Here is an 18,846-nt window from a genome sequence, read left to right as displayed (position 1 = left end):
TTTCATGCTCCACCCCGGTGCGGGCGGACCGTGGTTCACCCTTTGACCGAGCCGATCAGGACGCCTTTGACGAAATGCCGCTGCAAAAACGGATAGACGCACAAGATCGGCGTAACCGCGATGACGATGGCGGCCGCCTGCACCGCCTCGGGCGTCAGCGTGACCTGGGTCACCCCTTCGCTCCCGCCTACGGTGCTGATCAGCTTCGGATCGAACTGCTTGATCATGTAATACAGCTTGACGGTCAACGTCTGCTTCGTGCTTTTCGTAATGTAGAGCAGGACGTTGAAGTAGACGTTCCACCACCCGACGGCGTAAAACAGCGACAGCGCCGCCAGGATCGGCTTGGACAACGGCATGACGATCTTCAGCAAAATCGAGATATCGTTCGCGCCGTCGATCGAAGCCGACTCCTCGATCTCCTCCGGAAGCCCTTCGAAAAACGTCTTCATGACGAACATGTTGTACGTCCCGATCAGCCCCGGCAGCCAGAGCGCCCAATACGAATTCATGAGCCCGAGCTGCTTGATCAGGATGAAATTCGGGATGATGCCCGCCGCGAACAGCATCGTAAACGTAATGAACAGCGTGAGCGGCGTCCGGCCGCGCAGCCTCCGCTTCGACAGCGGATAGGCGGCCATAATCGTCATGACCATGTTCAGAACGGTGCCGACGGCCGTGACGAGTATCGTGTTTTGCGCCGCCTTGAAAATTTGCCCGTCCTCGATCAGCCTTTTGTACGCCTCCACGTTGAACTCAATCGGCCACAAGGACACTTCCCCCGCCGATATCGCCCGGCTGCTGCTGAACGAAGCGACGACCTCGTACCAGAACGGGAACAGCGTCAGCAGGGACAGCGCTCCCAAAAAGACGTAGTTCGCGCCGATGGCGATCCGGCCGCCGACGGAAGCTTTGGACATGCTCTCCCTCCTCACCACAGTCCTTTTTCGCCGAACGACTTGATCAGCCGGTTGACCGATACGACGAGAATCAGGCCGATGACCGACTGGAACAAGCCGAGGGCGGACGTATAGCTGAAATTCGCGTTCTGGATGCCGACCCGGTATACGTACGTGCTGATGACGTCCGCCACGCCGAGCACCGCGTCGTTTTGCAGGATGAGCGTCTGCTCCAAGCCGACGTCCATCATGTGGCCCATCCGCAAAATAAGCAGGATGGCGATCGTGCTGCGGATGCCGGGCAGCGTCACGTGCCAAATTTGCCGCAGCTTGCCGGCGCCGTCGATGCGGGCCGCCTCGTACAGCTGCGTGTCGATCGTCGCCATCGCCGCCAAGTACAAAATCGTCCCCCAACCGGCGTCCCGCCATATCGCCGAGAGCGTATACATGATCGGCCACCAAAACGGGCTCGCCATGAAATAGATCGGCTCGATCCCGAATACGCGCTCGAGCACGTAGCCTACGATGCCGGTGCTCGGGGACAGCATGGCGATGACGATGCCGCCCAGCACGACCCATGAGATGAAGTGCGGGATGTACAGCAAGTTTTGCACCGTCCGCTTGTACCACTCCTTGCGCACCTCGTTCAGCAGCAGGGCGAGCGCGATCGGCACCGGGAAGCCGAGGAGCAGGTTGTACACGTTCAGCAGCAGCGTGTTGCGCAGCACGATCCAGAAGTCCGTGCTGGCGAACAGCAGCCGGAAATGCTTCAGCCCGACCCATTTGCTCCCCCATATGCCGTCGATCAGACGGTAATCCTTGAATGCGATCACTTCGCCGGCCATCGGCCAATATTTGAATATCGCGTAAAAGCCGACGACCGGGACGAGCATGAGGTACAGCCATTTGTCCCGGATGAGATCCCTGCGCACGCCTTTCCAAAACGAACGTTTGGCGGACATGGCTGGTTGTTTCAAGTTCCCGGTCGTTGCCGCGTCCGTTCCGGCCAAAAGCTTCCTCCCCTTCCTGTCGTGTTTGCTGGCGCTATGACCGATCTCATCGTACCTTCCGCCCGGCGGCCGGGAAAGTGAAAGATGTTAAAGAGGGTTGCATTTCTTCATATCGGGGCGTTGTCATTTTTTAATCCGATGTGAAATTATTAATCCGCGGGACGAAAAAAGCAGCCGCAATCCGCACGGGATCGGGCTGCACGCTCGTTCGTCAAGACACGACGTTCCGGTCCGGGGCCAGCGTCTCCCGGTACTCCGTCGGCGTCATGCCGGTATACTTTTTGAACGCCCGCAAAAAGCTGTGAATGTTCGAGTAGCCGACCGCCTCGGCCACGTCGTTCACTTTGCGCGAGCCGTCGGCGAGAAGCTCCTTCGACGCCTTGATCCGGATGTCGATCAAGTAATCCATGAAGTTGCTCTCCGTATGCTCCTTGAACAGCTTGCTCAAGTACGGGACGCTCAGGCCGAACAGGTCGGCCAGCCGGTTCAGGGACAGATCGCTTTCGCCGTAATGGTCGTTGATATAGGCCATCACCTTGCCGACCGTTTCGTTTTTGCCACGCGCGCTGCGCTTCTCGGCGATTTTGTCCGACAGCAGCGCGAGGAACGAGGCGACGTACCCGTGCGCCTCCCGCCATTCCTCGCATTGGCTGAGCCTGTCGTGGATGTCGCCGATCGGAACGGAGATTTGCTCGACGTCGACGCCGATGTCGCCCGCCGTCTTGATCGATTTCATGACAAGCTCGAAGCCGAGCTGCCGGAGCATCTCCGGCGAAAACTGGCTGCGCACCGCTTCCAGGAACAGCTTCTCGAGCAGCGCGTCCCGTTTCGCCGCGTCGGCCTGCTTGAGCGCTTCCGCCACCTGATCGGACATGAGTGCGACGCGCACGTACTTCTTGTCGTCAAGCAGCTGCAAATCGTCGATCGAGATGACCGACTCGTTGCCCATGACCATCCGGTACTGGAGCGCGCGCAGCGATTCCTCGTACGATTTCGGGATATCCTTCAAGTCCGCGCAGCATCGCCCGACGCCGATCGTGACGCCGCGGCGAAACTGGCTGCGCATGACGTCCCGGATCAAATCGGCGGCCGCGAGCGCCCGCAGCTGGTTTTGCTCGGCGTCGCCCTCGGCGAAGCTCATGACGATCGCCGCCCGGCCGTCGCCGGTTTCGATCGCGACCCCTTTGTTCTCCATGTTGATCAGCTCTTCGGCCACGTTGCACAGCACGTACGTGTACAGATGAATGTCCTGCGGGGCGGCCTCCCCGTCCTTCCAGGCCAGCTCGGCGCTGAAGACGATGTAATGGCTCGGATGAAGCTGGATGCCGGCGAAATCGAGGTGATGGCGGATTTTCGCGTATTCGGCCCGGTAGCCGGTCAGCATGTCCATGACGAGGCGCCATTTCATCGCCGGCTTCGTGTCGCGGATTTGCTGCTGCATATGCTCGCGGTCGGAAATCATCCGCTCGAACGCGGCTTCGAGGTACGTCAAGCCGCCCTGGCGCTTGTCGGTCCCGGCCTGCAGCTTGTCGGAGCCGGCCACCCGGCCGATGAGCCGCTCGAGCGGACGGAACGTCCGGTTGCTGACGAAGAAGACGAGGGCGACCGCGACGACGAACATCGCCACCGCGACGGCAAGCAGCAAATTGCGCGTGACGGTCAGCGGCTTCGTCATTTTCGCTTCGGGCACGACACTGACGATTTTCCACCCCGTATACGCGGACGTGACGTAAAAAACGGAGCTGTCCTCTCCGTTCCATTTGCCATGGATATATCCGTTGCCCGGCTTGGCCAATATCGCGGCGACCGGCGGCTCGTCCCGCAAGTTTTGGAACAGCCGTTTCTTGTCGTCGTGGGAGACGACGTTCGCCTCGGCGTCGATCAGGAACGTGTGGCCGAGCCGCTCCACATAGACGTCCTTGATCATGTCGTGCAGCAGGTTTTCGTCGATGTTGACCGCCACGACCCCTTTGCGGAAGCCGGGCGAGCTGACGGGAGGATACGACCGGACGAGCGTGACGACGTTTTTGTCGATCTTCTCGTCCTGAATGCTGCGGGTGCTCAGCCATTTCGTAAACCCTTCCATTCGCTCGAACTCCCCAATCCACTGCTGGTCGGGGAAGTCCTTCGCGACGGAAAACGCTTTATCGGTCAATACGTTCCCGCTCGCCCCGGAATATAGATACAGCGACGAGATATGGGGGTTGGCGCTCATGACCGATTTGATTTTGCTCGTCAGGCCGTAAAAGTTGCTGTATTTGTGCGCGTTGTCCGAATAGCTGTCGTGCATGAAGTAGACGAACTCCAGCTCCTCCGTCAGCTTCAGCACGTCTTTGTCGATTTCGCGCAGCATCATTTCGATTTTTTGGTCGATCTGCTTCAGCAGCTCGACGTTCGTATAGTTCAGCTCCGACTGCAGGCGGCCGGTGGAGCCGACGTAAGAGAGCCATACGGTAAGCGTTATCATGACGAAAAAGACGAGGCCGTACGTGACGACGGCTTTGCTGGACAATTTCGATTTCATGGCATGCTCCTTAACTGGCTTGATCGTCTGCGATCCCGCTTTCATCGTATGTGTCCGCGGACCCCCCGTCAAGACGAATGTTCGGCGGACGGTCCCGCCTCCCGCGATTTCCGGCGATATTGGCCCGGCGTCAAGCCGGTCCTCCCCTTGAACAGCCTGTTGAAAAATTTGACGTCCTCGTAGCCGACCGTTCGCGCGATCGCCTCCACCTTCCCGTCCGTCGTCCGCAGCAGCTCGCAGCTCCGCTCGATGCGCGCCTTCTGGACGAATTCCGTGAAGCCCATGCCCGTCCGCTCGCGAAACCGGCGCCGAAACTGCCGCTCGCTCAGTCCGGCCGACGCGGCCAGCTCCGATACGCGCAGCGGCTCGGCCGCCCGCCCGCGAACGTCCGCGAGCGCCCCTTCGAACGGATCGTCCGGCCGGACCGGCTCCTCCGAGCACGGGACGGGAAGGAGCCGCCTCCGCATCAGGACGAGCATCCGGACGACCTCCGCCTGCATCAGGAGCAAATAATCGGCCTGCTTCCGCGCGAACTCCTCGTGGAGCGTCTCGAACATCGCCTGAAACCGTCCTTCCCTGTCCTTCCAATGGTACCAAGGCTGCTCCGGATAAGGGGACAGCAGAAAGCGCGTCATTTCGTCCCGAAGCGGGAACGAGGAGCCGAGCATTCGTGCGAACGAGGCGTTGAACAAGCAGTTGTAGACGATCAGCCGGCTGCGGCTCGGCGTCCGGGATGCCGGGCGAAACACATGGGAGACGCCGATCGGGAGGTAGAACAAATCGCCCTTCTCCACGGGCACCGTCTGCCCGCTTATATGCTGATAGCCGTTCCCTTCGCTCACGTAGTTGATTTCCACGAATTCATGGGTATGCTCGGCCAGCTCGAACGACTCCGATACCCGATTGACGAAGATCGGCCGCTCCGGCGACAAAAAAAGCCGCTCGCTCGTCGTGTCCACAAATCGTCTCACGCTTCCCGCCTCGCTTGTACGAATGTCCGGATCGATAACCTATTATGTCCGAAACGTCCACCTCGACCCGGCTGCCCTTACTCTAATATAGAACAAAACGGATGTAAAGGCGGGATGCGCATGCCGGGCGACCGGGACTGGAACGCAAGCTGGATTTGGGGGGACGGGGAGCCGAGCCCCCGCAACGAATGGCGGTGTTTTCGCAAAACGTTTCGGATGACCGGAAGGAAGCCGGACGAGGCGCGCCTGCGTCTGACGGCGGATTCGCGGTACGTCTTGTATGTCAACGGGACGCAGGTCGGCCGGGGGCCGGTCCGGTCGTGGCCGTTCGAGCTCGCCTACGACGAATACGACGTCGGCCACCTGCTCGTTCCCGGCGCCGACAATACGATCGCCGTGCTCGTCATGCATTTCGGCGTTTCGACTTTTTATTATTTGCGGGGACGCGGCGGCTTGATCGCCGAGCTTGCGCTCGGGACGAACGCCGACGGACGGCGCGACATCGCCGCGGCTACGGACGCGACGTGGACGACCGCCGTCCACGCGGGCTACGACCGGCGCTCTCCGCGCATGTCGTGCCAGCACGCCTTCACCGAAACGATCGACGCCCGTTCGTGGGACGACGGCTGGACGATGCCGGGTTTCGCGGACGATTGGGCGCCCGCAACGGTTATCGGACCGGCCGGCATCGAGCCGTGGACCCGGCTCGTCGAGCGGGACATCCCTTACTTGACCGAGGAGCCGGTTTACCCGGTGCGCGTCGAAAGCGTCCGGACCGTCGTGCCGCGCTCGTGGGGCGTCGTGATCGACCTGCGCAATCTATTCGTGCCGGACAGCGCGGACCATGCCAACAACGCGATGTTTTGCGGTTATTTGGCCGTGACGGTACGCGCTTCCAAGCGCTGCCGGGCAACGATCGGCATCGTGGACGACGGGCGCGTGTTCGGGCCGTGCTCCGTCAACGGGACGTGGTACGGGGCGGATGCGTTTGCGGGGGAGCGGCCGCAGCATTTTTTGGAGGCGGAGCTGCGCGAAGGCGACAACCTGCTCGTGATGGACGTCACCGGCGTCAGCCACGGGCACGGCTACCATTTCGCGCTCGATTGCGCCGAGCCGTTCGAAGTCGTGTCCCCGCTCGAGGGGAAGCCGGAGGCGGGCGAGTCCGCTTCCCCGTTCGTCGCGATCGGACCGTTCGACAGCGGCGTCATCGTGGACCATCGGCCGCGGCGCGCGCTCAACCGGGCGCATCCGGACTACGTCCGGGCGAAGGAGATTGCCTTCGCCGCCGATCTGGACCGGTTCGGCGGCTGGGTGAAGCCGGTGGACGAACGGTACGTGAGCCGCGACGACGTCTTCAGCGCATGCGTCTGGACGCCGGCCGCCGCGGAGCTGCCCGTCCCCCGCGCGCTGCAGACCGCCGTCGTCGCCAACGCGGAGGCGGCCGCCGTCCCTTCGTTTCCGCACGCCGATACCGAGCTCGTCCTCGACTTCGGCCGCGAGCTGTCGGGCTACTTGGCGTTCGAGGTCGCGGCGTCGGCGGGGACCGTCATCGACTTGTACGGCTTCGAATATATGCGGGACGGCTGGCGGCAGGAAACGTTCGGGCTGGACAACACGATGCGGTACGTCTGCCGCGAAGGGCGGCAGCGATACGTGTCGCCGGTCCGCCGCGGGCTCCGCTACTTGATGATGACCGTCCGGGGCGCGGTCGAGCCGCTGCGGATCCATTCCGTCACGATGCTGCAAAGCAATTTTCCGGTCGCGGAGATCGGCCGGTTCCAATGCTCCGATCCGCTATTGAACGACATCTGGCACATGAGCGGCCATACGACCCGGCTGTGCATGGAGGATACGTTCGTCGACTGTCCGGCGTTCGAGCAGACGTTCTGGGTCGGCGACGCCCGCAACGAAGCGCTCGTCGGCTATTACGTGTTCGGCGACGATTCGATCGTCAGCCGCTGTCTGCGGCTCGTGCCCGGCTCGAAGTTTCAATCGCCCTTCTATGCGGACCAGGTGCCGAGCGGCTGGAGCAGCGTCATTCCGAACTGGACGTTTTTCTGGGCGATCGCCTGCCTCGAGCTGTACCGGTTCAACGGCGACCGGTCGTTCGCCGATTCGATCTGGCCGCACGTCAAATACACGCTCGATCATTACTGGGAACGGCTGGACGACCGCGGCCTTTTCTACATGCAGGGCTGGAACCTGCTCGACTGGGCGCCGATCGACCAGCCGAACGACGGCGTCGTGACGCACCAGAACATGTTCCTCGTCAAGGCGCTCCGCGCCGCGGCCGAATTGGCGGACGGCGTCGACGACGAGACGGCCGCGACGTACCGCGGCCGGGCCGAGCGGCTGCGGGCGGCGATCAATGCGGGGCTCTGGTCGGAGGAGCGGCGCGCGTACGTCGACTGCATTCACGCCGACGGCCGCGTATCGTCGATATTCAGCATGCAGACCCAGGTCGTCGCGTACTTGTGCGACATCGCGGACGGAGAACGGCTGGACCGGGTGCGCCAGCTCCTGGAATCGCCGCCTGCGGATTTCGTGCAAATCGGCAGTCCGTTCATGTCGTTTTTCCATTACGAGGCGCTCGCCAAGCTCGGCCGGTTCGGCGACATGCTGGACGACATGCGGCGGAACTACGGGCAAATGATCGACCACGACGCTACGGCGTGCTGGGAAATGTACCCGAGCCGCAGCCGCAGCCGCAACGATTACTTGACGCGCAGCCATTGCCACGCCTGGTCTGCGGGGCCCGGCTACTTTCTCGGCGCTTATACGCTCGGGGTTCGCGGGCTCGATCCCGGCTGGTCGAAGGTGATCGTCGAGCCGCAGGTCGCGGACCTCGACTGGGCGCGCGGCGCCGTCCCGCATCCCGGGGGCGGCCGCATCGACGTCGCGTGGCGAATTGACCGGGCGGCCGGGACGATGCATATCCGCGTTGCGTCCCCCGCCGGCGTGGACGTGTCCGTGCAGCCTCCGGCCGGCGTCACCGCCGATGTGGAGCGGGTGACGGTGGGGTAGTCGGCGCTATTTCCCCGGAAATGAGGCGCACAACCGAATGGCGGCAAGCTTCGCGCCCCCGAACGGGCGAAAGGACCGGAGTCGTTCCTCCGGTCCTTTCGTTTGCCGCGATAACGGATGAGAGCGGTACGCTTGCGCGTCGAAATCGGCATGCGCCGATTCCGGACCTTGCGGCCGGCCGGTTACTTTTTGGCCGCCAGCCAGACGGCGATCGCCTCGATCTCGTCGGCCTTGAGCTTGTCTTTGAACGCGCCCATTCCGCCGCCGCCGTTCGTAATTTGCGTGACGATCTGCTCCTTGCTCAGTCTCGAGCCGACTTTCGTCAAGTTTTTCTTCTCGCTGCCTTTGCCGTCCAGCGTGTCCCCGTGACACGAAATGCAGTTCGCTTTCACGAGCGCCTCGGCGTTGGGCGTCGCGGCGGACGATGCCGGAGGCGTCGAGCTTTGCGCCGTTCCCCCGCTCGGAGCCGTTGTCGTCGGTTTTTCCGCGCCGCCGCTTTCTTTTTGATCCCCGCACGCCGACAAAGCGAGCGATGCGGCCGCGACCGCCGCTATGGCGGCGTATCGCCAACTCTTTCGCATAATCAACACCCCTTCGCAGAAATGGACGGCTTGACAGAGTCGGCCTTTCCGCGGCGTGTGCGGCGGAGCGGCGTCCCGGTGCCTGGACGAAACCGTCACTGTAAAGGAACGGACGCATGCGAAAAAAGGTTCGATCCCGCTGCGAATTTTTTTTGGGGGCACACGAGCCCGCTACAGCTTGTCGAGTCCGACGGTCCGCCCGCTCTCCATCGACTCGTCCGCCGCGAAGCCGATCAGGTGCCCGTAGATCGAGCCTTCCAGCGCGGTCGACGAAAGGGAAGGCGCTTCCCCGCGCAGCGTCCGCACGAAATCTTCCACGAGGCGCAAATCGCCTCCGCCGTGCATGTCGTTCGATACGTTCAGCTCGACGCGCTCCTCGCGGTATTCGTGTCCGGCACGCGGATCCGGATGACGGACGACGAAAAAGCCGTCCTCCATCACGCCCTGAATTTCTCCCTTCGTCCCGATCAGATGGATCGAACGGCACGGCTTCGACGTGCCGCCCGTCATATTGTGCGAAGCGGTGGAACCGTCCTCGAACCGGACCGCGACCGTCTGATGGTCGACGACGTCGTTGTCGCATTTCCAGACGCATCGCCCGTACGGGTTGTCGGTCAGCAGCGACTCGATCTTCTCTTCCTCCGACGGCACGACGCCCAGATGGGAATGCGGCCACAAATACGACGACCACAGCCGCTGCTCCAAATAATGCTTCTTGGCCGAGTAGTCGCACGTCGGCTCGATCGCACAGGCGAGGCACCGTTCGCCCGCCCCTTCGGGTGCGCGTTCCTCCCGGAAATACGTTCGTCCTCCGAAGCTCGCGACCGTTACCGGCGCGGCACCGCCCTTCATCCATGTCAGCAAGTCGAGATCGTGGCAGCATTTCGCCATGAGCATCGACGATCCGCCCTTCTCCTTGCTGTTCCATTTGCCCCGCACGAATCCCATCGCCATATGGTGGTAGCTGACGTTCTCGGCCGTCTGCACGCTGAGGATGTCGCCGATTTCTCCGGCCGCCACCCGCTTGCGGATTTCCGCGTAGAACGGCGCGTAGCGCAGCACATGGCAAATCATCACTTTGCGCCCGTACCGGCGCGCGTGCTCGAGCAGCTCGAGCACCTCCTCCCGCGAGACGCCGATCGGCTTCTCCAGCAGCACGTCGTAGCCCGCCGCCAGCAGCGGCAGCGTCGTCGGCACGTGCATGGCGTCCATCGTGCCGTTGATCGCCGCATCGGCGATTTTGCCGCCGCGCCGGACGAGCTCCTCCGTATCCCCGTACTCCGCGTCCTCCGGAAGGCCGAACCGTTCGGCTGTCCGTCTGCGCCGGACCGGATCCGGGTCGACGACGCCGACGATGCGCAGCTCGTCCGGATGCTTCTCGGCGTACGTCGCGTACAATATCGCCCGGTGACCCGCCCCGACGATGATGGCGGTGACCGGTCCTTCCGCCCGATTGGGTTGCGTTTGCGATGCGTCCGTCATTGGGTACTCCCCCTGCCCTGAATGATAGCGTTTTCTCCACCGTCAGTGTAACAGAAAAAAGACCGCATCGGTGCGGTCAAGGAATATATAGACAACATAATGACAAGCAGCGGGGAACGGAAGCTCCCCGCTGCCGGATGATCACCGTATGACGCCGCACGCGATGCGGGCTCCGGCGTTGCCGGCCGGATCCGTTCGGTCGTCGTCGGCTTGCTCGTGGATGACGATCGCCGTCCCGCCTTCCTTGAGCAGCGAGTTCGGCTTCCCTATGGCCAGCGTGACGCCGGGAGCGACCCAATCGGCCTTCCCTTTCCCGTCGGAACCGACCTGCAAATTCGGCATGTCCCCGGCATGCGGCCCTTGCGGGTTATGCAGACCGTGCTTTTTCCCTTCGGGGTTCAAGTGGGCTCCCGCCGTCTTGAAATCCGGCGCGTCGCACCTGCCGGTTTCGTGGATGTGGAAGCCGTGCGCACCGGGCGAGAGCCCGCTCGCTTCCACCCGGACCCGGACGCCGCCACGTTCCTGCGTGAGCTCGGCGGTGCCGATCGTCTTGCCTTCCGCATTCAGGACGGGCGTGCGGACGACCGTCTCCAGCCGTTCGGACGCAGCCGCGGTATTGACGGACGACCGTCCTTCCTCGCAACCGACCGCGACGCTCAGCATCAGCCCGAGCGCGAGCAGTCCGTTATTGCGCCGTCGTCGTTCCATACTCGTATTCCTCCTTGTCTGAATCGCACCCGCGGCCGCTCCCGCTTCCCGTTATTCCATTGTTCACGATCCGCGGGCCGCTTAAACAGGCGCCTCCCCGCGGAAGCCGGCATATGCTGGTAAGCAAGCGATTCGATCCTAGGGGGAACGACCGATGAAAGATGACCTGCTCGGCATCATGACGCACCGGATCGGCAATCCCGAACGGTTCGCCCGCCATGCGCAAGCCGCCCTGTCGGCCGGCTTCTCGGGCGTCGTCCTCTTCGCCCCGGCCGGCGTAAGCATCAAGCGGAAGCGGATCGAAGGATATTTGCGGACGAGCGGTTCCGGCTGGGCGAAATCGTCGTGCGGCTACCCGTCCGTCGCCATGGACATCGGCTATTATACGGACGCCGCGACCGTCCGCCAAGCGAAACGCATCAAAAACCTCGAGGCGATCCGGTTTACCGGCTACGGCATGGGGAACAAATGGACGATCCAGCGCCGGCTGCTCGCTTCCCCTCTCCTTCGCCCGCACCTGCTCCCGACGAAACCGATGGAATCGGCGGCGGATGCGCTTGCCTTCGCCCGCGAACACGGCGCGATCATGATCAAGCCGATCAACGGCAAAGGCGGTCAGGGCATCATGAGGCTGAGCTGCGGGGACGCGGGCTGTACGCTGCAGCGGAACGGTCGCAAGGACGTGTCGGGGACGCAGACGGCCATCGAGGCGGTGCTGCGGCGCGCGGTCGGCCGAAACCGGTATTTGATCCAGCGATGGATCGACATCCGCAACGACGAAGGACGCGTGTTCGACATTCGCGCGCTCGTCCAAAAAAACGGCGACGGCCGCTGGGAGACGACCGGCGTCGCCGTTCGCGAAGGACCGGCGAACAGCATCACGTCGAACATGAAGAGCGGAGGGAGCGCCCTCGCGGCGGAGCCGTACTTGCGCCGGCTGTTCGAGCGGGAACGGTCGGACGACATGATGCGCAGCATCGGCGAGCTGTCCGAGCACCTCCCGGTTCATTTGGAGAAAGCGTACGGCAAACGGTTGGCCGAGCTCGGGCTCGACTTCGCCGTCGATCGGTCGGGGCGACTGTGGCTGCTCGAAGCGAACGTCAAGCCGGGCAAATCGGTCATCCGGCACGTCTACGGGGACGATGCGGCCCGTCGCTGCTTTCTGCTGCCGTTCCATTACGCCCGCCTGCTGGCGAATCGCGGTCCGTAGGACACGAAAACCCGCCCCATGTTCGGGCGGGTTTTCGTGTGCTTTTTTTAGAATAACGGCGGATCCGATCATAGCGGTCAATGCGGTCTCGTGTTCACCTCGAAAATCCACAGCTTGCCGGACCGGTCAAAGCCGTAGTCGAAGCCGAGCTGGCCGATTCCGGGAAAATGCCGTTCCATCAGCTCCGTGCTGATTCGGGTCACGTTGCGCATTTCGCTTTTTTTGCTGCGGACGAGCGAAGGGGACAACGACCGGCGAATGCCTTCGGCCGACGACAGCATCGTGCCGCCCCGGCACAAGTTGGTGACGAACATGCCCGGATTGGCCAGCCGGCCGACCATGGCGCGGGTCACCCATCTTCGATTTTGTCTGACGACTTTCACCCGGTAATCGATCGGCCTGCCCCCGATCGTAGCCAAGCTGATGCCCCGCTGGACGAGGTACCGGCGTCTGCGCTTGATCGCGCGCACGGCCGCCAGCATCGACCGGAAGCTTCGGCACCGGCGTATCCGGCGCCGGTGGCGGACGGTGTACGACGAACCGCCGGTACGGATGATCATGATGACGCCGGAGCCCCCCGTACCCACTACCGGCTTCATGACGACCCGCTCGTATCGGTCGAGCATGGCGGCCAAATTCGCCGGCGAGTAAAAGCGCGTTTCGGGAATATGCTGGGCGACCGTCGCATCCTGCATCAGCACCGCGGTTTTCACCCATTTGCTGGCGATTTGTCTCCTCGATATTCTCGCTTTCGCCGTCCATCCTCCCAATGCCGGAGCTTGCACGGTTTCGGACGCCGCCGCTGTCGCCGCAGGGTCGTATTCGACGACGGCGGCGGCAGCCGATTCCGGCTCCGTCGGAGCTACGGGTACGGTTACGTCCATTCCCTCCTCTTGCAGCATTCCTTCCATGAAAACCCCTCCTCTACCAGTTCCTGGCGATGCCCTCCCGTCTTTCAAGGTCGCCGAAGCCTTCGTTAGCGGAAGCCGAGCGTATCCGAATGCGTGCCGCAATCGTTTTGCCGGGTGTCTTGAGCGTTGCCGGTACGGATATCGCTATATCGTATGCGCCCCCCGAGGGGTCTTCCTGTTTGTTTGCCCCCGGTCAACCGCCCGACTCATCGGTTCGCCAGCGCATCCATAATGTCGCGAAAGGCCGCGATCGCCCGGTTCGCCCCGTTTTCCGGCTCGTTCTGGGCGACGACCGCTACCGCGTATCGGGGCTTGTCTACCGGGCCGTAGCCGATAAACCATTGGTGGACGGCCGCTTTGCCGTCAACGATCGTCTCCGCCGTACCGGATTTTCCGGCGAGCCGCCATTTCGCCTTCTGCAGCGATTCACCCGTTCCGGACAGGACGACCTCCCGCATCCAGCCGGCGATCGTCTTCGCGATGCGCGGCTCGACGTTCGGCGAAGAACCGGTCAGCTTCTGTCCGGAAAACGTATGCGCGACGGTGCCGTTCCGAAAACGGACGTCCTGCACGATGCGCGGGCGGAGCGGTTCTCCGCCGTGCAGCAGCGTCACGACGAGATTGGCCGCCTGGAGCGGGGTAACGAGGGCGTCTCGCTGGCCGATCGACGTCTGCACGCGTACGCCTTCGTCCTCGGTCGGCGTCTTCCCCGCGAACACCTGCCCCCGCTCCTCGCCGTCGAATTGGTGCCAAGCGCCGTCGCCCGGCCTGTCGTCCGTCCAGCCGATCTGCCGCTCCAGACCGAGCCGCTGCGCCACCTCCTGCAGCTTCGCCCCGCTGATTCGCTGCATCACTTTGGCGAAGACGACGTTGCACGACTCGGCGTACGCCTCTTCGAACGTAATCGTGCCGTGGCCGCCGTGGAGCCAGCAGCGGAGCCCGTATTTGCCGAACGCCCCGTTGCACTCGAACGTTTCCCCCGGCCGGACGACGCCCTCCTCAAGCGCGGCCGCGACGACGACCGTCTTGAAGATCGAGCCGGGCGTAACCGCCTTCAGCGCCTTGTTGCCCCAATGGCCGTCCTCGAAATCGATCCGGTTCGGATCGAAGTCGGGCCGGCTCGCCATCGCCACGACGTCGGCGTTGGCCGCATCGAGGACGACGGCCGCCCCCGACGCGATACCCGTGCGCTCCAAAATCGCCTCGACGTTCCTCTGTACGTCCAGATCGAGCGTCGTGCCGATCGTAAGCGGGTAATACGGATTATTCGGACTGACGAGCCGGACGTCGAGTCCGGCGAGCGGACGGTGGGCGCCGTCGGTGAACAGGCTGACCGACGTTTTGCCGACGCCCCGCAAGTACGGCTCCATCGTTTTCTCGAGTCCGGAGACGCCGATCCGGCTCGCGAGCGTCAAGCTTCCGTTCATGAGCTGTTTGGCAAACAGCGTCTCGATCCGCTGCGGGTTTTCGCCGATAAAGCCGATCAGATGCTTCGCCGCCGCATCCGCGGGATATCGCCGCACCGTGTTCATTACCTCGACGCCGGGGACGTCGAGCGCGGCGATTCGTTCCGCTTGCTTGTCCGTCAGAGCGATCGGCAAGCCCGTGCCGGGCTCGGACCACATTTTCGGCACCGAGGCGTTGCGGTAAAATTCGGTCCACTTCGTCTCGTCCGCCTGGAGGATCGTGCCGATTTGATGCAGCGCCGCCTCGAATTCGTCCTCCGGCCGCTTCACCGGAAAGACGACGAGCGCCCGAACCGTCTGTCCGGTTATCGGCTTGCCGTTCCGGTCGACGAACTGCCCCCTGCCGCTGTCGAGCTCGATACCGAACTCCCGTTGGGCGACGGAATTGCCGACGAGATCGATATTCCGGCGCGTGAAGCTGCCGGTATCGATCACTTGAATCCAAGCGAGCCTGCCCAGCAACACGGCGATCAGCAGCGTGATCGCGAGCAAGCCGAACCATATTCTGCGCTGCCGCATGACGACCATCCCTCTTTGCAATGTCGAATTCTATTCATTACGTACCAGTATCGACAAGGAAGGGAGGGTACAAACAAACGTCCGCCGGCGATCATGACGCGAGTCTATCAACCTTCGAATCTTCGAAATCATATGGCGAGAATACGGACGAATATGGTAGTATTTAGAAAAGAGGGTGCGGCGTTCGCCGCACGAAACCTAGCGAATCCGTCACCGCAAGTTCCTCGATTCGACAAGGGGGGTTCCCGTGAGCGAACAGCTGCTTAAGTTAATTTTGTCCGAAGTGAAGTCGATGAAAGACGATGTGCAGTCGCTCAAAGGCGATATGCAAGCGATGAAAGACGACGTGCAGTCGCTCAAAGGCGACATGCAAGCGATGAAAGACGACGTGCAGTCGCTCAAAGGCGACATGCAAGCGATGAAAGACGACATGGTGGCCATGAAAGGCGACATATCCTCGATGAAGGGCGACATCGTCGCGCTTCAAACCGACATGCAATCGATGAAAGGGGAAATGAACAGCCGCTTCGATACGTTGGAGACGAAGCTCGCTTTCGTGCAGCGGGATATCGCCGACGTCAAAAAGAAGCTGGGCTATGTCGAAGAGCAAACAGCCAGTGCCAGCGAGTTGCAGTCTCCTTTAGTCGAGCTGCGAAAGCAGATGATCGAGCAGGATGTGGACATTAAATTGATCAAGCGCGTGCTTGCTCTATAAACGAAAATAGATCGAGAGCGGACTGAAGTCGGTCCGCTCTTTTTTGCCGATGGTCCGCGACTCGAACCCACCCCGCCGGATCGCAGGCCGGGCAACCTAACTTGTCCGTCTATCTCTCCCGTTCATTGGATTTCATCCAATAGCGGAGCCTCGGGAAGAAGCCAAGCCCGACCTGCCGTTGGATTTTATCCAACCGATATGCCGGAAAAACGTCCTATCGAACGCATACGGATGCGATTCTGTTGGATCATTTCCAATGGCGGCTCCCCATTCGCGCCAAATCGTCCAATCCATTGGATGAAATCCAACAAAGACCGAAGCGGAGAGCGCTACGGGGCACGGAGCGGACTCCGGCGCCGTCCTCGTCGTACGAATCGAACGGCGTACCCACTCCCACGCAAACAACAACAAGAAAAAGGAGAGACGCCTCGTCTCCCCTTCGCTTCGTTCGCCTTACTTCTTCTTCCCGACCTGCTTGCGCATCATGTCCATCGGCTTGACCGGACGGTCGACCTTGAACCGGACGAGCTGCAGCGGATGCCGTGCGGCGTCGAGCGCGTTTCCTTCCTCGTCGGTCAGCTCGCCGACCCGCTGCTTGAAAAACGTCCCGCCCGGGCCGAAAAACTCGACGTCCTGGCCCGGCTTGAAATGGTTGCGCTGCTGCACCGTCGCGATTCCCGTCGCCTCGTCGTAGCTGACGACGAGCCCGGCGAAATCGTAATCGATCCGCTTGTCCTCGGGACCGAAGATATGGTCCTCGGGACCCGGCGCGTCGAAGAAAAAGCCGGTGTTGAGCGGACGGTTCGCCGCCTTGTAAATTTCCTGCAGCCATTCTTCCTTCAGCTCGTAGTTGTCCGGGTCCTCGTAATACGCGTCGATCGCCTGGCGGTACGCGTTCACGACCGTCGCCACGTAATGGATGCTTTTCATCCGGCCTTCGATTTTGAAGCTTTCGACGCCGGAGCGGATCATCTCCGGAATGTGCTCGATCATGCATAAATCTTTGGCGCTCATCATAAACGGGTCGTCGCCCGGGAACAGCGGCACGCCCTTCATGCCTTCCTTGAACCGCCGCACCGTGCCGTCGGCCTCGGCCTCCTCCTCGGAGACGAGCTGCTCGATTTCGACGTCGCCGTCCTCGAACAGATCGTACTTCCAGCGGCACGATTGGCAGCAGCCGCCGCGGTTCGAATCGCGGTCGGTGAAATGGTTCGACAGCACGCAGCGGCCCGAGTACGAGCTGCACATCGCGCCGTGGACGAACGTCTCGATCTCGATGTCGACGTTGCGCTTGATCTCGTGAATTTCCTCCATCGTCGCTTCGCGCGCCAGGACGACCCGATGGACGCCCTCTTCCTTCCAAAACTGCACCGCCTGCCAGTTGACCGTCGACTGCTGCGTGCTCAAATGGATTTCCAGCTTCGGCGCGACCCGCTTGCACGTCTCGATAATGGCCGGATCGGCGACGATGATCGCCGCGATGCCCGCCTCCTGCAAGCTGCGCAAGTAATCCGCGATGCCATCGATATCTTCGTTGTGCGCATAAATGTTGGCCGCGACGAATACCTTCGCCCCGTACCGGTCGGCGAATTCGACCGCCTCGCGCATTTCCTCGAACGTGAAATTGTCCGCATTCGAGCGCAGCCCGTATTTTTGCCCGCCGATATAGACCGCGTCCGCCCCGTAATGGATCGCGAACTTCAGCTTCTCCAAGCTTCCTCCCGGCGCGAGCAGCTCGGGCTTCTGGCCGGTCTTCAGCTTCGTCGGGACGGCGTGCTCCACCCGTTTCGTCATGTTGATTCCACCTCTCTATAAGCCGGTTCCATTCTCGTGATGTCGGGGAGTCGGTTCAATACACCTGCTCCTTGTAAAAAAAGCCGAACGACAGCTCCCGGTCCGGGTCCTGCAGCTCGCGGATCGGCGTCAGCCACTCGTCGTCGAACGAATAGCCTTTCGGATCGGCGGCGTACGCGTCGATCGCCTTCCGGTAGCAGCGGACGACCATTTCGTTGTAAGCGAGCGGCTTGAGCAGACCCTCGATGCGGAAGCTGTCGATGCCCGCCTCCATGAGCTCGTGCAAGCTTTCCAGCATGCAGACGTCGTCGGCGCTCATGACGTGCGTGCCGCTCGCGTCCTCGTAGACGGGATATTTCTCTTCCTTGCGCTCTTCCTCGACCAGAAAAAGCCTCCGGCCCGCATCAAGCTGCTCCCCGATCGGATTCTGCCCTTGATGCTCCCAATAGTTCGTCAGCAGCGCCCGCTTGGAATGGTAAATGTTCGTCATGCCGTGCACCTGGACTTGCACTTCGGCCCGGACATGCCGTTTGATTTCCGCAACCTCGTCCATATTGAGCTCCCGCGCCAGGAAGACGCGCGTCGCCCCTTTGCTCACCCAATAGTTGGCCGTCACATAGTTCGTCGACGTCATCTCCGCGTTCCAATGAAGCGGCAGCTTGACGCCGGCCTGCCGCATCGCGACGAGCACCGCCGGGTCGCCGAAGACGACGCCGTCCGCCCCCGCGTCCGCGAGCAGCTTCAAATAGCCGGGCAATGCCGGCAGCACCTCGTTATGCAAAATGCCGTTGCACACGACGTACGCTTTCGCTCCTTTGCCGTGCGCAACCTGAATCGCTTCCGCGATCTTGTCGGCCGGAATGTCGCCGGGCAGGCGCATCCCGAACCGCTGTTCCCCGATGTTGAACGCATCGGCGCCGGCATCGGCCAATGCGGCGATCTCCTCGATCGACCCGGCGCTGACGAGCAGCTCCGGCTTGCGGAACCCGCCTCCCGCCGTTTGGTCCGGTCGTTCCGTTGTGTCGTTCATCG

14 protein-coding genes are annotated in these 18,846 nt (G+C 62.2%); 3 read left to right on the top strand and 11 right to left on the bottom strand.

All coding sequences use genetic code 11. The annotated features are described in order from the left end of the window. Nucleotides 1–35: 35 nt before the first annotated feature. The 4 genes from DLM86_RS17265 to DLM86_RS17250 form a co-directional block, all read right to left on the bottom strand. The gene (locus DLM86_RS17265; protein ID WP_110841287.1) at nucleotides 36–920 is read right to left on the bottom strand and encodes a carbohydrate ABC transporter permease; all 885 of its coding nucleotides are present in this window, start codon (nucleotides 918–920) and stop codon (nucleotides 36–38) included. An 11-nt stretch (nucleotides 921–931) separates the two neighbouring features. Next, nucleotides 932–1,861: an ABC transporter permease gene (locus DLM86_RS17260; RefSeq protein ID WP_110841381.1), complete on the bottom strand. Its 930-nt coding sequence runs from the start codon at nucleotides 1,859–1,861 to the stop codon at nucleotides 932–934. Between the two features lie 259 nt (nucleotides 1,862–2,120). Then, on the bottom strand, nucleotides 2,121–4,433 hold the full coding sequence (locus DLM86_RS17255) for a helix-turn-helix domain-containing protein (protein WP_158289526.1): 2,313 nt from the start codon (nucleotides 4,431–4,433) through the stop codon (nucleotides 2,121–2,123). Between the two features lie 68 nt (nucleotides 4,434–4,501). After that, complete coding sequence (locus tag DLM86_RS17250; RefSeq protein WP_110841285.1) at nucleotides 4,502–5,404, bottom strand: AraC family transcriptional regulator; 903 nt, start codon at nucleotides 5,402–5,404, stop codon at nucleotides 4,502–4,504. A 120-nt stretch (nucleotides 5,405–5,524) separates the two neighbouring features. Here DLM86_RS17250 and DLM86_RS17245 point away from each other — a divergent pair, with 120 nt between their 5' ends. Next, on the top strand, nucleotides 5,525–8,428 hold the full coding sequence (locus tag DLM86_RS17245; RefSeq protein ID WP_110841284.1) for a family 78 glycoside hydrolase catalytic domain: 2,904 nt from the start codon (nucleotides 5,525–5,527) through the stop codon (nucleotides 8,426–8,428). A gap of 182 nt (nucleotides 8,429–8,610) precedes the next feature. On the opposite strand, the gene DLM86_RS17240 is transcribed toward DLM86_RS17245, so the two are convergent. From DLM86_RS17240 to DLM86_RS17230, 3 genes are all read right to left on the bottom strand, one after another. Continuing rightward, nucleotides 8,611–9,009 carry a c-type cytochrome gene (locus DLM86_RS17240; RefSeq protein WP_110841283.1) on the bottom strand — a complete coding sequence of 133 codons (399 nt, stop codon included), beginning with the start codon at nucleotides 9,007–9,009 and terminating at the stop codon, nucleotides 8,611–8,613. A gap of 171 nt (nucleotides 9,010–9,180) precedes the next feature. After that, nucleotides 9,181–10,491 carry a Gfo/Idh/MocA family protein gene (locus DLM86_RS17235; protein WP_110841282.1) on the bottom strand — a complete coding sequence of 437 codons (1,311 nt, stop codon included), beginning with the start codon at nucleotides 10,489–10,491 and terminating at the stop codon, nucleotides 9,181–9,183. Between the two features lie 141 nt (nucleotides 10,492–10,632). Continuing rightward, a complete protein-coding gene (locus tag DLM86_RS17230) occupies nucleotides 10,633–11,199 on the bottom strand; it encodes a superoxide dismutase family protein (protein WP_110841281.1) in 567 nt (188 codons plus the stop codon). Nucleotides 11,200–11,353: 154 nt separating this feature from the next. Between DLM86_RS17230 and DLM86_RS17225 the strand changes: the two genes are divergently transcribed. Next, entirely contained in the window at nucleotides 11,354–12,409 is a 1,056-nt protein-coding gene (locus DLM86_RS17225; protein WP_110841280.1) for a YheC/YheD family endospore coat-associated protein, read from the top strand. Between the two features lie 77 nt (nucleotides 12,410–12,486). Here the strand turns inward: DLM86_RS17225 and DLM86_RS17220 are convergent, their stop codons facing one another. Further along, nucleotides 12,487–13,320, bottom strand: a complete 834-nt coding sequence (locus DLM86_RS17220) for a YheC/YheD family protein (RefSeq protein ID WP_342773093.1) — start codon at nucleotides 13,318–13,320, stop codon at nucleotides 12,487–12,489. A 206-nt stretch (nucleotides 13,321–13,526) separates the two neighbouring features. After that, nucleotides 13,527–15,305, bottom strand: coding sequence for a peptidoglycan D,D-transpeptidase FtsI family protein (locus DLM86_RS17215; protein WP_245954675.1), 1,779 nt, complete (start codon nucleotides 15,303–15,305; stop codon nucleotides 13,527–13,529). A gap of 247 nt (nucleotides 15,306–15,552) precedes the next feature. On the opposite strand from DLM86_RS17215, the gene DLM86_RS17210 reads away from it, so the two are divergent. Then, nucleotides 15,553–16,020 carry a hypothetical protein gene (locus DLM86_RS17210; protein ID WP_110841278.1) on the top strand — a complete coding sequence of 156 codons (468 nt, stop codon included), beginning with the start codon at nucleotides 15,553–15,555 and terminating at the stop codon, nucleotides 16,018–16,020. Between the two features lie 453 nt (nucleotides 16,021–16,473). On the opposite strand, the gene DLM86_RS17205 is transcribed toward DLM86_RS17210, so the two are convergent. Next, on the bottom strand, nucleotides 16,474–17,814 hold the full coding sequence (locus tag DLM86_RS17205; RefSeq protein ID WP_110841277.1) for a peptidase U32 family protein: 1,341 nt from the start codon (nucleotides 17,812–17,814) through the stop codon (nucleotides 16,474–16,476). 55 nt (nucleotides 17,815–17,869) lie between these two features. Beyond that, the gene (locus DLM86_RS17200) at nucleotides 17,870–18,844 is read right to left on the bottom strand and encodes a peptidase U32 family protein (RefSeq protein WP_110841276.1); all 975 of its coding nucleotides are present in this window, start codon (nucleotides 18,842–18,844) and stop codon (nucleotides 17,870–17,872) included. Between the last annotated feature and the right edge of the window lie 2 nt (nucleotides 18,845–18,846).

It is taken from the genome of Paenibacillus flagellatus (assembly GCF_003217775.1).
Taxonomy (GTDB): domain Bacteria; phylum Bacillota; class Bacilli; order Paenibacillales; family NBRC-103111; genus Paenibacillus_AB; species Paenibacillus_AB flagellatus.
This window is presented reverse-complemented; position numbering and strand designations above follow the sequence as displayed.

Excerpts from the sequence above, each read along its gene's own strand:
- DLM86_RS17265 (WP_110841287.1), bottom strand. The coding sequence starts at position 920 with ATGTCCAAAGCTTCCGTCGGCGGCCGGATCGCCATCGGCGCGAACTAC.
- DLM86_RS17260 (WP_110841381.1), bottom strand. The coding sequence starts at position 1,861 with ATGTCCGCCAAACGTTCGTTTTGGAAAGGCGTGCGCAGGGATCTCATC.
- DLM86_RS17255 (WP_158289526.1), bottom strand. The coding sequence starts at position 4,433 with ATGAAATCGAAATTGTCCAGCAAAGCCGTCGTCACGTACGGCCTCGTC.
- DLM86_RS17245 (WP_110841284.1), top strand. The coding sequence starts at position 5,525 with ATGCCGGGCGACCGGGACTGGAACGCAAGCTGGATTTGGGGGGACGGG.
- DLM86_RS17240 (WP_110841283.1), bottom strand. The coding sequence starts at position 9,009 with ATGCGAAAGAGTTGGCGATACGCCGCCATAGCGGCGGTCGCGGCCGCA.
- DLM86_RS17235 (WP_110841282.1), bottom strand. The coding sequence starts at position 10,491 with ATGACGGACGCATCGCAAACGCAACCCAATCGGGCGGAAGGACCGGTC.
- DLM86_RS17230 (WP_110841281.1), bottom strand. The coding sequence starts at position 11,199 with ATGGAACGACGACGGCGCAATAACGGACTGCTCGCGCTCGGGCTGATG.
- DLM86_RS17225 (WP_110841280.1), top strand. The coding sequence starts at position 11,354 with ATGAAAGATGACCTGCTCGGCATCATGACGCACCGGATCGGCAATCCC.
- DLM86_RS17220 (WP_342773093.1), bottom strand. The coding sequence starts at position 13,320 with ATGGAAGGAATGCTGCAAGAGGAGGGAATGGACGTAACCGTACCCGTA.
- DLM86_RS17215 (WP_245954675.1), bottom strand. The coding sequence starts at position 15,305 with ATGCGGCAGCGCAGAATATGGTTCGGCTTGCTCGCGATCACGCTGCTG.
- DLM86_RS17205 (WP_110841277.1), bottom strand. The coding sequence starts at position 17,814 with ATGACGAAACGGGTGGAGCACGCCGTCCCGACGAAGCTGAAGACCGGC.
- DLM86_RS17200 (WP_110841276.1), bottom strand. The coding sequence starts at position 18,844 with ATGAACGACACAACGGAACGACCGGACCAAACGGCGGGAGGCGGGTTC.